Annotated in this window: 8 protein-coding genes; 3 read left to right on the top strand and 5 right to left on the bottom strand. The window is 71.5% G+C overall.

What is annotated here, in order from left to right:
* Positions 1-34 precede the first annotated feature (34 nt).
* From STTU_RS01850 to STTU_RS01830, 5 genes are all read right to left on the bottom strand, one after another.
* Entirely contained in the window at positions 35-2,512 is a 2,478-nt protein-coding gene (locus STTU_RS01850) for a glycoside hydrolase family 2 protein (RefSeq protein ID WP_007819261.1), read from the bottom strand.
* Between the two features lie 29 nt (positions 2,513-2,541).
* Entirely contained in the window at positions 2,542-3,429 is an 888-nt protein-coding gene (locus tag STTU_RS01845; RefSeq protein WP_043253775.1) for a carbohydrate ABC transporter permease, read from the bottom strand.
* Positions 3,426-4,412: a carbohydrate ABC transporter permease gene (locus STTU_RS01840; protein ID WP_234019114.1), complete on the bottom strand. Its 987-nt coding sequence runs from the start codon at positions 4,410-4,412 to the stop codon at positions 3,426-3,428. The genes STTU_RS01845 and STTU_RS01840 overlap by 4 nt, the downstream gene beginning before the upstream one ends.
* 40 nt (positions 4,413-4,452) lie before the next feature.
* Complete coding sequence (locus STTU_RS01835) at positions 4,453-5,769, bottom strand: extracellular solute-binding protein (RefSeq protein ID WP_007819256.1); 1,317 nt, start codon at positions 5,767-5,769, stop codon at positions 4,453-4,455.
* A 220-nt stretch (positions 5,770-5,989) separates the two neighbouring features.
* Positions 5,990-7,363 carry an RICIN domain-containing protein gene (locus tag STTU_RS01830; RefSeq protein WP_007819254.1) on the bottom strand — a complete coding sequence of 458 codons (1,374 nt, stop codon included), beginning with the start codon at positions 7,361-7,363 and terminating at the stop codon, positions 5,990-5,992.
* Positions 7,364-7,646: 283 nt separating this feature from the next.
* Here STTU_RS01830 and STTU_RS01825 point away from each other — a divergent pair, with 283 nt between their 5' ends.
* The 3 genes from STTU_RS01825 (at position 7,647) to STTU_RS01815 (ending at position 11,929) form a co-directional block, all read left to right on the top strand.
* Positions 7,647-9,074 (top strand): glycosyl hydrolase, encoded by a 1,428-nt coding sequence (locus tag STTU_RS01825; RefSeq protein ID WP_007819252.1) that lies wholly within the window; start codon positions 7,647-7,649, stop codon positions 9,072-9,074.
* Between the two features lie 30 nt (positions 9,075-9,104).
* Positions 9,105-10,592, top strand: a complete 1,488-nt coding sequence (locus STTU_RS01820) for a glycoside hydrolase family 30 protein (protein WP_007819250.1) — start codon at positions 9,105-9,107, stop codon at positions 10,590-10,592.
* 287 nt (positions 10,593-10,879) lie between these two features.
* Positions 10,880-11,929, top strand: coding sequence for a LacI family DNA-binding transcriptional regulator (locus STTU_RS01815; RefSeq protein WP_008744485.1), 1,050 nt, complete (start codon positions 10,880-10,882; stop codon positions 11,927-11,929).
* Positions 11,930-12,087 lie beyond the last annotated feature (158 nt).

Here is a 12,087-nt window from a genome sequence, read left to right as displayed (position 1 = left end):
GGCCCGGGGTGCCGCGCCCCGGGCCCGCACCTCCTCAACCGGCAGCGCTCCGCGCCTTGTCGACCCACCACAGCGCCGCGTCCACCGCCCCCGTCCCGTCCCAGCCGCTGACCCGGTACGTCACCGACTCGCCGGGCAGCAGCGTCACGAGCCCCCGGTCCGCCTTCGCGGTCGGGGCGAGCCGGTCCGCCTGGAGCAGCAGGTCCCGTACGAGCGTGTGCGCCGTCACGGTCACGTCCGCGCCCTCCGCCGTCTCCACGACCTCCGTGCGCACCTCGCCCGCGGGAGAGACGAAATCCTTGTCGGCCACGGCGAAATGAAGGGCGCGCAGCCCGTCCGCCTCGGCCACCAGGAACTCACGCGCCGGGTCGCCGGGCTCCGTGAGCGCGGCGGGCAGTTCGACCAGCCCCACCGCTCGCGCCGCCACGGTGAACTCCGGCTCGTACGCCGCCGCTTCGACCCCCTTCGCGTCCAGCCTCCGCACCCGCGCCCGGCCCTGCCACGGCGTGGGCGCGTCGTTGACGACGGCGAGCGCGAGCCGCCCGTCCCGCACGGTGAGGCCCAGGAGCCGGTCCGCGTACAGGCGGCGCAGCTCGTGGTAGAGCGGCTTCTCGCGCTCGTCCCCGTCGATCGCCGCCCAACTCGTCACCGGCCAGCAGTCGTTGAGTTGCCACAGGACCGTTCCCGCGCACACCGGCCAGTGCGCGCGCCAGTGCTCGATCCCGGTCGCGACCGCGCGGGCCTGGTTGAGCTGCGTCAGGTAGTGCCACGCGTCGAAGTCGCCGGGCGCCTCGAAGTGCGGGGCGAGGCCGCGCGCGAGCTTCCCGTTGCCGTCCGCCGCCTTCTGGTGGTGGAGCATGTCCGGTGAGTCCGGGGCGAGCTGGTTATCGCCGAGCGCCCGGCGCAGCGTCGCGTAGGCCGGGGGCGCCTGCCAGCCGAACTCGGCCATGAAGCGCGGGACGTCCTCGCGGTAGGCGGCGTAGTCGAGCCGGTTCCACACCTCCCAGGAGTGCGTCGTGCCGTGCCGGGGGTCGTTCGGGTGCCGCTCGGGGGAGCCGGACCACGGGCTGCCGGCCCAGTAGGGGCGCGTGGGATCGGCCTCGGCGACGATGCGGGGGAGCAGGTCGAGGTAGTAACCCTCGCCCCACGAAGCGCCGTTCAGCTCCTCGGCCCAGCCCCAGTCCCGGAAACCCCACAGGTTCTCGTTGTTGCCGTTCCACAGGACGAGCGAGGGATGCGGCATGAGCCGTACGACGTTCTCGCGCGCCTCCGCCTCCACCTCCGTGCGCAGCGGCTCCTCCTCGGGGTAGGCGGCGCACGCGAAGAGGAAGTCCTGCCACACGAGCAGCCCCGCCTCGTCGCAGGCGTCGTAGAAGTCCTCGCTCTCGTAGATCCCGCCGCCCCACACCCGCACGAGGTTGACGCCCGCGTCCGTCGCCTGGCCGAGGCGGCGCCGGTAGCGCGCCGCGTCGACGCGCGAGACGAGCGTGTCGTCCGGAATCCAGTTCACGCCGCGCGCGAAGACCGGCTGCCCGTTGACCCGGAGGGTGAAGGCGCTGCCCTCCGCGTCCTCGGCGGTGTCGAGCAGGACGGTGCGGAAGCCGACGCGCCGCTCCCAGGAGTCGAGCGCCACCTCTTCGGTGTCGTCCGTGCCGAGCGTCACCTCGCAGTCGTACAGCGGCTGTGCGCCGTAGCCGCGCGGCCACCACAGCGCGACGTCCGGCACCTCCACGAGCACTGTCACGACGTCGGAGCCCGGCGGGAGCTGAGCTGTCGTCTCGGCGCCCGCGACCCGCACCGAGGCGCGCAGGGTGCGCGCGGCCCCGCCCGCGGTCCGCTCGACGGCGATCCGGACCCGGACCCGCCCGGTGCCGTCCTCGCCCACCGTCACCTCGGGCCGCACCTCGGCGAGCCGCGCGAGCGACCAGCACTCCAGCCGCGCCTGCCGCCAGATCCCGGCCGTGACGAGCGTGGGGCCCCAGTCCCAACCGAAGGAACTCGCCATCTTGCGGACGAAGTTGAAGGGCTCCGGGTACGCGTTCGGGCGCGGCCCGAGCCGCGCGCGCACCGCTTCGGCCTCCTTGTACGCGGACGTGAAGGCGACCTCCAGGGGCACGTCCCCGCCCGCCGCGAGGGCCTGCGTCGCGTCGAAGCGGTACGCGCGGTGCATGTTGCGGGTCCGGCCGAGCACCCGCCCGCCGATCCGCACCTCGGCGACGGTGTCGAGCCCGTCGAAGACGAGGTCGGCGCGCTCGTGCCCGCCCCCGGAGCCCCCCGCGAGCGTCGTGCGGTACGTCCAGTCGGCGCGGCCAACCCACGCGACCTCCTCCTCGTTCCGGCCGAGGTACGGGTCGGGAATGAGCCCGGCCGCGAGGAGGTCGGTGTGCGCGCAGCCGGGCACGCGCGCGGGGACTCCCTCGTCCACGAGCGCGTCCGCGGCCTGCTCCGGCCGGTGCCCGCGCGGGTCGAGGCGCAGGGTCCAGCCGTGGTCGAGGGGTGTGCTGGCTTTCATGTCACTCCTGGAGGAAGGCCGCGCGGGGGCTACTTGGTGGCGCCGGCCGCGAAGCCGTTGTAGATGAAGCGCTGGAGCGCGAGGAAGACGAGCAGGCTCGGCACGATGACGAGGGCGGCACCCGCCGAGATGACCTCCCAGTGCGCCCCGTACGGGCCCTTGAAGCGGAAGAGGGACGTCGAGATCGTGCCCAGGTCCTCGCTCGGCATGTAGAGGAAGGGGATGTAGAAGTCGTTGTAGATCGCGACACCCTTGACGATCACGACGGTGGCGATCGCCGGTTTGAGCAGCGGCAGGATGATCCGCCGGTAGATCGTGAAGGACGAGGCCCCGTCGAGCCGGGCCGCCTCGTCGAGCGAGACCGGGATCGAGCGGATGAACTGGAGGAAGATGTAGATCGACACGATGTCGGTGCCCATGTAGAGCAGCACCGGCGCCCAGCGGGAGTCCATGACGCCGAGGTCGTTCACGATCCGGTAGGTCGCGACCTGCGTCGTGACGCTCGGCACGAGCGAGGCCACGAGGAACGCGCCGAGGACGAGCTTCTTGAAGCGGAAGTGGAAGCGGTCGACCGCGTACGCCGTCATCGAGCCGATGAGCACGGTCCCGGCCACCGAGAAGACCAGGATGAACGCGGTGTTGAGCAGCGCGCGCACCATGTGCCCGTCGGTGAAGGCGACCGCGTAGTTGTGGAAGTTGAGCCAGTCGTGCGGCAGCGCGAGCCCCGGGTCCTTCGACACCTCCTTGCCGGTGCGCAGCGAGGTGAGCAGGATCGCGGCGAGCGGCACGACGACGACGGCGCTCGCGAGAACCAGCGTCGCGTACTTGAGGGCGGTCGCGAGGCGGCCCCCGGCCCGGGTGCCGCGCGGCGCGCGGGACTTCGCGGGTGGGCGCGCCGCGGGGCTGAGGACGCTCATGACTGTTCCACCCTTTCGTCCGGGAACAGCACCCGCTGCAAGCCGGTGACGAGCAGCACGACGACGAGGAGCACGAGCGCCGCCGCCGAGGCGAGCCCGGTCTTGTTGAAGTTGAACGCGAGCTTGATCGTCTGGATCACGAACGTCTCGCTGTTGTTCGCGCCGCCGGTCATGATGAACGGGATCTCGAAGACCGAGAGCGCCCCCGAGACGGCGAGGATGACGCTGAGCGAGATGATCGGGCGGATGCTCGGCGCGATGACGTGCCGGAACTGCTGCCACCTGTTCGCCCCGTCCAGCTCCGCCGCCTCGTACAGCTCCGGCGGGATCGACTGGATCGCGCCGAGGAACAGCACCATGTCGAGCCCCATGAACCGCCACACGGACACCCCCGCGAGCGAGGTGTTCACGAGATCCGGGTCCCCGAGCCACAGGTGCGGGCCCGCGCCGAACCAGCCGAGCACCGTGTCGAGGGTGCCGCCGGGCTGGAAGAAGTAGAGGAAGACGAAGCCGATCGCGACGCCGTTGACGAGGTACGGGAAGAACAGGACGCCCTTGAAGACGTTCCTGAACCGGGTGCGGAAGCTGAGCACCGTCGCGAAGTACAGCGCCGCGCAGATCTGCGCGACGGAGCCCACGAGGTAGAAGCCGCTCACCCAGAAGACGCGGAAGAGCTGGGGCCGCGTGAACAGGTCGGTGTAGTTGTCGAGCCCGACGAAGTCCTTCACCGGGCTCAGCCCGTCCCAGTCGGTGAAGCTGTACGAGACGAGCCCGGCGAGCGGCAGCCCGGTGAAGGTGACGAGGAAGGCGAGCGGGACGAGGAGGTAGAGCCAGGGGGTGAACCAGCGGTGGGTCCTGCGCTTGCGCGGGCGACGGGGCGCGGGCCCGGGCGCACCCTTCACGGCCGTTCTCCCGCCGGCGCTCTCCGGTGCCGCCGCGGTGCGGGCGGCCAGGGACGGCCCCGCGGCCTGTGGTGCGCTCATCGTGGTCCTCCTTTCGGTCGTACGGATCGGTGGCGGGAACTCAGCCGAGGGTTCCCTGCGCCTCGGACCACTTCTTGTTCAGCTCCGCGAACGCTCCGTCCAGATCGCCCCCGGCGGTGCCGCGTGCCACGTCGATCAGGTGCTGCGGGTAGTCCTGGGCGTTGAGGCCGACCTCGGACGCCTTGTCGATCTCGTCGACGAGCGCGTTCTTGCCGTAGCCGAGGTGGATGAGCTTGGTGCCCTGCTCCTGGAACGGCTTCAGGATGCCCGGCAGCGGGGCGCTCTTGAGCGAGGAGATGGACAGGGTCGCCTGCGCGTCACCGGACTTGTCGATGTACCAGTCGAGCCAGGCCCGCGCGGCGTCCTTGTGCGCGGAGTGCTTGTTGACGGCGTACTGGTAGTCGGGCCGCACGACCGAGCAGAACTTCCCGTCGTGCTGGGCGGGGAAGGGCATGAAGCCGATGTCCTCGGGATCGTGCCCGGCCTTCTTCGCCGCGTCCCGCATCTGCACGACGGCCCAGGAGCCGAGCCACATCGTGCCGATCTTCCCGGTGCCGATGAGGGTCTTGGAGTTCTCCCAGTTCGTGGTGGTCGGGTCCGCCTCCGAGAGCTTGCGGTGCACGATGTCGTGGAGGAGCGTGTCCACGACGTGGAGGTCCTGCCCCTTCGCCCAGGGCTCCTTGGTCGTCGCCAGCTTGTCGTTCGCCGCCGGGTCGCAGCTCGGCGAGCCGAGCGCGTTGCCCCAGTTCGTGAGCGGCCAGCCGTCGTGGTAGTTCGTGTAGTACGGGGTGGCGCCCGTCTTCGACTTGATGGCCTGGAGGGCGTCGAGGAAGGCGGCGGGCGTCCGGGGCCACTGGGTGATCCCGGCCTTCTTCCACACGGCCTTGTTGTAGACGAAGCCGTTGGCGGTCCCGATGTTGGCTATCCCGTAGACCTTGCCGTCCACGGTGGCGTGGTCGGTGAAGTCGTACTTCCCGGACAGCTCCTTCGCGGCGCCGAGCGGCGAGAAGAAGTTGGGGTACTGCTTGAGCGGTACGGACGCCGGGATCGACAGGACGTCCCCGTAGTTCTCGCTGTTCATGCGGATCTTGACGTCGCCCTCGTAGTCGGTGACGCCCTGGAACTTCACCTTGACGCGGGGGTAGATCTTGTTGAAACGCGCGGCGTAGCCCTTGAGGGTGCCGTCCTGCACCTGGTCGGTGCGGTTGGTGAGCACCGTGATCGTGCCCGAGACCTTCGCCGGGTCCTTCGGGGCGCTCGCCTCCTCGGACGAGGAGGAGCCCGACCCCGAACCACCGCACGCCGTCAGCGCGGTGGCGAGCACGACCGTCGTCGCCGCGAGTGCTGTTCTACGCATGGCCTCTTCAACTCCCTGACGAGATGGGGAAAGCGCCGCACTGCGGCCCGCGCGGCGACGGAGGTCGCGTCCTCGGGGCGAAGCGGCTGACGGCTGCTCAACGTAGAGGCAACACGGGACGGTGTCCATAGAACGGTTTAGTTCCATCAGGACACAGATCGGCAACAAGCCCTGCTGAGCTGCAAGTTACCGGTACTGTCCGTTTGAGTGGCGAGCTTGTTCAGGAGGCGCCGGGGAGCGGGTGGCCGCGGAAGAACTCCCACATGAGGTCGTTGGCGCTGATCTCGTGCGTGACCTTGCCGTTGCCGTTGTCCACGGGGGAGCCGGGCCAGGTGTGCCCGCCGTCGGAGACGGTGTAGAGCACGACGTCGGCGCCGCCCGCGCAGCCGCCGTGCGCGGTACGCCGGACGTGGGTGCTGACCTGCGTCTCCGCCGGGGCGTTCCCGCAGCCGTTCAGCTCCGCCCACCGTGCGCGGGCGACCGGCACGGAGTAGGCCCAGGCGCCGCTGTCACCGCCGCCCCGGTACGGGTTGGTCGCGTCCTGCTCGCCGTGGAAGGCGATCACGGGGACCGGGCGCGAGGGCGCGCAGGAGGAGGGGAGCGGGCGGCCGCGGTCCGCCGGGTCGGGCCGGCCGGCGCGGAGCCCGGCGACCGGCGCGATGGCGGCGATCCGGTCGGCGAGCGCGCAGCCGAGCGCGGACGTCATCCGGCCCCCGCCGGAGTACCCCGTCGCGTACACGCGCCCCGGGTCGAGGCAGGCCCGCTCGGTGAGCGTGTCGATGACCTGCCGCAGGAAGCCCACGTCGTCGCGGGTGCCGGAGGGGGTGACCCCCGGCACGTTCCAGATGTAGCCGCTGCCGCTCGGTACGGCGCCGGTGGGCGCGGCGACGGCGAAGCCCTTGGCGTCGGCGGTGGGCGCCAGGTCGCTGTAGGCGAGCTGGCCCGCCCCGGTGGACTGGCTGCCGTGCAGGTCGAGGACGAGCGGGAGCCGGGTGCCCGCGCTCCGCGCCGGAATGTGGACGAGCACCTGGTACGTCGTGCCGCCGTAGCTCACCGGGGTGTTGTACTGCCCGGGGGCGAGCGCGGGGGCGCAGGAGCCGGGCGGGGGAGTGGTGCCGTCGCTGGGAAGCTTCCAGGTCTGCCAGGGGTTGGTGTTGCGGTCCCAGATCTGGAGGCGCGTCCCGTCCGCCGTACTCCCACCCGGCACGTCCAGGTACCGGCCCGACTGCGGGTTCTTCAGGTGCCCGTCGGACTCGGCGACCCACCGCTGAGCCCCGGAACCGTTGCACTCCCACAGCTGGAGCCTCGTCCCGTTCACCGTGCCCTGGCCCGTCACGTCCAGGCACTTCCCCAGCGCGCGCAAGGTCCCGTCCTCGTTCGTCGTCCACCTCTGCGCGGCAGTGCCGTTGCAGCCGTAGAGCTGCACCACCGTCCCGTTCGCCGTACCCGAACCCGCCACGTCCACGCACTTCCCGCCCACCCCCGTGAGGGGCCCGGAGGCAGAGGCGGCGGAGGCGGGGGCGGCGGTGGCGAGTCCCGCCGTGAGCAGGGCGAAGGCCGTGCAGGCCGTCGCGAGGAACCGTATGCGGCGCATGGGGAAGTCCTTTCGGATCAGGGACAGAGGGAGGTGCAGAGGTGCATGTACCGTTCGAGAGAAGCATCCAAAACGTGCGCTGCAAAGCCCTGGAAACCGTCACTCGCACGTTTTACTTATTCTGCGTCCGATCCATTGACACCCCCTCAGGCGGCGTCCTAGCTTCCTGGCGACGCGTCGGCCCCCGCCCGGCACCCGGCCGGGGACGCGACTCACCCGCGGACCGTTCTCGCCGGTCCCGGCGCGTCTCCTCACCCCCACGCGTCCCCGAGAGGACACACCCATGAGATCCCGCACCCGCGGCAGTCGCCTCGCCGCGCTCCTCACCGTCCCGCTCGCCGCCGTCGCCTGGCTGGGCCTGTCCCCGTCACCGGCGGCGGCGACCGGCCCCTCGACCCCGGACGCCGTGCTCTCCTACCTCCAGGAGATCAGCGGCTCCCACGTCGTGAGCGGCGTCCACAACAAGGAACCGCTCGCCGATCCCTCCCGCTACACCGCCCAGGCCCACGACCTCACCGGGAAGTGGCCCGGGCTGTGGGGCGGCGAACTCGGCTTCCGCGCCGACGACGTCGCTCAGCGCCAGGCACTCGTGAACCAGGCCAAGACCGAGTGGGCCAACGGCTCCCTCGTCAGCCTGACCTGGCACATGTGCCGTCCCGACGTCGCCACGTGCGAGTTCGAGGGGGGCATCAACGGCAGCCGCCTCTCCGACTCCGAGTGGCAGCAGCTCACCACCGACAACAGCGCGCTCAACAAGGCGTTCAAGGCGAAGCTCGACACCGCTGTCCCCTACCTCACCCAGCTCAAGGACGCGGGCGTCCCCGTTCTCTTCCGGCCCCTCCACGAGATGAACGAGGGCTGGGCCTGGTGGGGCGGCCGCCCCGGCGCGAACGGGAGCGCGCGGCTCTTCCGGATCACCCACGACTACCTGGAGTCGAAGGGCCTCGACAACCTCCTGTGGGTGTGGAACGTCAAGGACACCGCCGCGAACGGCGGCTCGGGGGGAGTGGGGAACTTCTACCCCGGGGACGACGCCGTGGACGTCGCGAGCCTCGACCCGTGGGTCAAGGGCTACCCCACCGGCGACTGGTACCAGGCGATGCTGAACACCGCGCACGGCAAGCCCGTCGCCCTCGCCGAGGTCGGCACCGTTCCGACCCCCGCGCAGCTCGCCGCGCAGCCCCGATGGGCCTGGTTCATGATCTGGTCGGAGTACCTCACGACCGCGAACTCCGCCTCCGGCCTCCAGTCCACCTTCAACAACTCCCGCGTCCTGAGCCAGGGCCAGTTCACGCTCCCCTCAGGCGGTACGAACCCGCCCGCGACCCCCTCCGGGCCGCTCACCGGGGTCGGCGGGAAGTGCGTGGACGTGGCCGGTTCGGCTACCGCGAACGGGACGGTGGTGCAGCTCTACGGCTGCAACGGCACCGCCGCGCAGAAGTGGACGACGAACGAGGACGGGACCTTGCGCGCGCTGGGGAAGTGCCTGGACGTGACGGGCCAGGGCACGGTGAACGGGACGAGGCTCCAGCTGTGGGAGTGCAACGGTTCCGGGGCTCAGCGGTGGGTCGCCGAGTCCGACGGGCACCTGAGGAACCCGCAGTCGGGGCGGTACCTGGACGTGCCGGGTGGGAGTACGGCGGACGGGACGCGCCTCCAGATCTGGGACCGCAACACCAACCCCTGGCAGACCTGGCACCTCCCCGCCTGACCCCCGCCCCGCCACCCCACCGGAGCCACGATGACCGCACTAACCCCTTCCCGGCGCCGCCGCCGGGCACTCACCGCACTCGCCGCGGGGGGTGCCCTGCTCGCCGTCCTCACGACCACGCACGGCGCCGTCGCCGAGCCCGCCGGACCACACCGGCCCTCCGTACGGCAGTGGGCCACCGACGCCACCACCACCGGCGCACGTCTCGAAGCCCCCGTGCCCCTGACCACGGCCACCGGCCCGGCGGACACCACCGTGAGGGTGAACCCGGGCCTGCGCTTCCAGAAGCTCACCGGCTTCGGCGCCTCCCTCACCGACTCCTCCGCCGCCGTCCTGTACCACATGAAGAAGAGCGAACGCTCCGTGCTCATGCGGCAGTTGTTCAGCCCCACCGAGGGCATCGGCCTCAGCACCCTGCGCCAGCCCATCGGCGCGTCCGACTTCGCGACCAAGGGATACAGCTTCGACGAGGTCCCCGCCGGGCGGACGGACTACGGCCTGCGGCACTTCTCGCTCGACCACGACACCCACCAGATCCTGCCGCTGCTCCGCGAGGCCAAGGCGCTCAACCCCCGCCTCACCGTCATCGCGAGCCCCTGGAGCCCGCCGTCCTGGATGAAGACGGAGGGCTCGATGATCGACGGCAAGCTCATCGACAAGCCCGCCGTCTACGACGCCTACGCCCGCTACCTCGTCAAGTTCGTCCAGGGGTACGAGAAGGCCGGCGTCCCCGTCGACTACCTCACCGTCCAGAACGAGCCCCAGGCCCTCCTGCGCGCCGACTACCCCGGCACGGACCTGCCGGTCGCCCAGGAGGCCCGGGTCATCGAGCGGCTCGGCCCCGCGCTGCGCGCCGCCGGGCTCCGCACCAAGATCCTCGGCTTCGACCACAACTGGGCCGAGCACCCCTTCGACGCCAAGGCCCACACCGACATCGGCGAGGACCCCGAGCCCGACTACCCCTACGACCTCCTCGGCACCCGCGCCGCCCGCTGGATCGCGGGCACCGCCTACCACTGCTACTACGGCGACCCCCGCGCCCAGTCCGCGCTCAAGGCGTCCTTCCCCGACAAGGATGTCTTCGAGACCGAGTGCAGCGGCGGCGGAGCGGGCCGCACCATCGGCGCCATGAACAACTGGGCGCGCAGCATGGTCTTCTGGAACCTCGCGCTCGACGAGAAGCACGGCCCGCACACGGGCGGCTGCACCGGCTGCGACGGCGCCGTAACCATCGACTCCACGACCGCGGCCGTCACCCGCACCACGCACTACTACACGCTCGCCCACTTCTCCCGCTTCACCCGTCCCGGAGCAACCCGGATCGCCGCGAGCGTCCTGCCGGCCGAGGGCGACACCAACCCCCTCCAGGCCACGGCCTTCCGCAACCCGGACGGCAGCACCGCCCTCGTCGTCCTCAACCCCGACCCCAAGAACCCGCGCACCGCGACGCTCACCGCGCCCGGAGTCCGCCGGACCACGACCGTCGCGCCCGGCGCCACCGTCACCTACACGTGGTGATTCAACTCCACCGGGCGCCGTCCGGCCCGGGGGTAGATCGTTCCAGCAACCGATGCGTGAAGGGCGCATCGTCTACGATGAACCGACCCGTCATCGTGCTTGCCCCGCCCGGGGCTCGCGCCGATCCGCCCGGAACTCGCGCGCTCCAGCCCACCGCCGTCCCCGTCGCGACGAAGCACCATCGCGACGGGGACGGCGGGGCGCGGTCCGGGGGCCGGTACGACGGGCGCGGTACGAGAACACGCGGCGCGGCAGCGCTGCACGACGAGACGAAGGCGGACGCACAGGTGGTTCGGACGGCAGGCGCACCGCGCGGCGGGCACAAGGTCACGATCAAGGACGTCGCCCGGCTCGCCGGAGTCTCACCCTCCGCCGTGACTCTCGCGGTGCACGACAAGCCGGGCGTCTCGGCGAAGACGCGGGAACGCATCCTCCAGGCCGCCCGCGACCTCGGCTGGAGCCCGAACCAGGCCGCGCAGTCCCTCTCGGGCCAGGCGCCGCACACCGTCGGCCTCGTCATCGCCAGGCCCGCCCGGATGCTCGGCCTGGAACCGTTCTACATGGAGTTCATCTCCGGCATAGAGAGCGTCCTCACCCGCCACTCCTGCTCGCTCCTGCTGCGCCTCGCCGAACCCGAGGAGGAGATCGAGGTGCACCGCGAGTGGTGGCAGGGCAATCGCGTCAGCGGCGGCATCCTCGTCGACCTGCGCGTCGACGACCCCCGTGTCCCCGCCCTCTCCGCCATCGGCCTGCCCGCCGTCGTGGTCGGCCACCCCTCGCTGGCCGGTCCCTTCCCCGCCGTGTGGACCGACGACGCGGTGGCGACCGAGGAGGCGGTGCGGTACCTGGCCGCGCTCGGGCACCGGCACATCGCCCGCGTGAGCGGCCCCGCCGAACTCGGCCACAGCGCCATCCGCACGGAGACCTTCACCCGCACCACCGAGGAACTGGGCCTGACCGCGCGCACCGTCGTCGCGGACTTCTCCGCCGACCAGGGCAGTCGCGCCTGCCGCACGCTGCTGCTGGCCGCCGAGCGGCCCACCGCGATCATCTTCGACAACGACCTCATGGCTGTCACCGCGCTCGGGGTCGCCGCCGAGTTCGGGCTCTCCGTCCCGCACGACCTCTCGCTGCTCGCCTGGGACGACTCCCAGCTCTGCCAGCTCACCAGGCCCATGCTCTCGGCGATGCGGCACGACGTCTTCTCCTTCGGCGCTGACGTCACCGAGACCCTCTTCGACGTCATCCTCCGGCGCGACGCCGTCTCGCACGCCGCGCAGGTCCCGAGCCTCGTCCCGCGTGGCTCCACGGCCCCGCCGCCCCGCCCCCTGGGCTGACCTCTCGTCAGCGCACCCCCTCCGAGCTGCGGGTTCATCGGCTCTCTCGCGCGGAGGCTGGATTTACTAGGACGTCCAACTATATAGTCCGGGCAGGCCCGCGGTGTGGGGCCGCCGGGCGGCTCCGGCGCGGCCCGCCTCCGGTGCCGGTGAGTGCC

Origin of the sequence: Streptomyces sp. Tu6071, assembly GCF_000213055.1 — a bacterium.
Taxonomy (GTDB): Bacteria; Actinomycetota; Actinomycetes; order Streptomycetales; family Streptomycetaceae; genus Streptomyces; species Streptomyces evansiae.
Note: the sequence above shows the minus strand (reverse complement) of the source record. Positions and strands in the feature narration are given on the sequence as shown.

Coding starts and splice junctions, on each gene's coding strand:
- STTU_RS01850 (WP_007819261.1), bottom strand. CDS start 2,512: ATGAAAGCCAGCACACCCCTCGACCACGGCTGGACCCTGCGCCTCGAC.
- STTU_RS01845 (WP_043253775.1), bottom strand. CDS start 3,429: ATGAGCGTCCTCAGCCCCGCGGCGCGCCCACCCGCGAAGTCCCGCGCG.
- STTU_RS01840 (WP_234019114.1), bottom strand. CDS start 4,412: ATGAGCGCACCACAGGCCGCGGGGCCGTCCCTGGCCGCCCGCACCGCG.
- STTU_RS01835 (WP_007819256.1), bottom strand. CDS start 5,769: ATGCGTAGAACAGCACTCGCGGCGACGACGGTCGTGCTCGCCACCGCG.
- STTU_RS01830 (WP_007819254.1), bottom strand. CDS start 7,363: ATGCGCCGCATACGGTTCCTCGCGACGGCCTGCACGGCCTTCGCCCTG.
- STTU_RS01825 (WP_007819252.1), top strand. CDS start 7,647: ATGAGATCCCGCACCCGCGGCAGTCGCCTCGCCGCGCTCCTCACCGTC.
- STTU_RS01820 (WP_007819250.1), top strand. CDS start 9,105: ATGACCGCACTAACCCCTTCCCGGCGCCGCCGCCGGGCACTCACCGCA.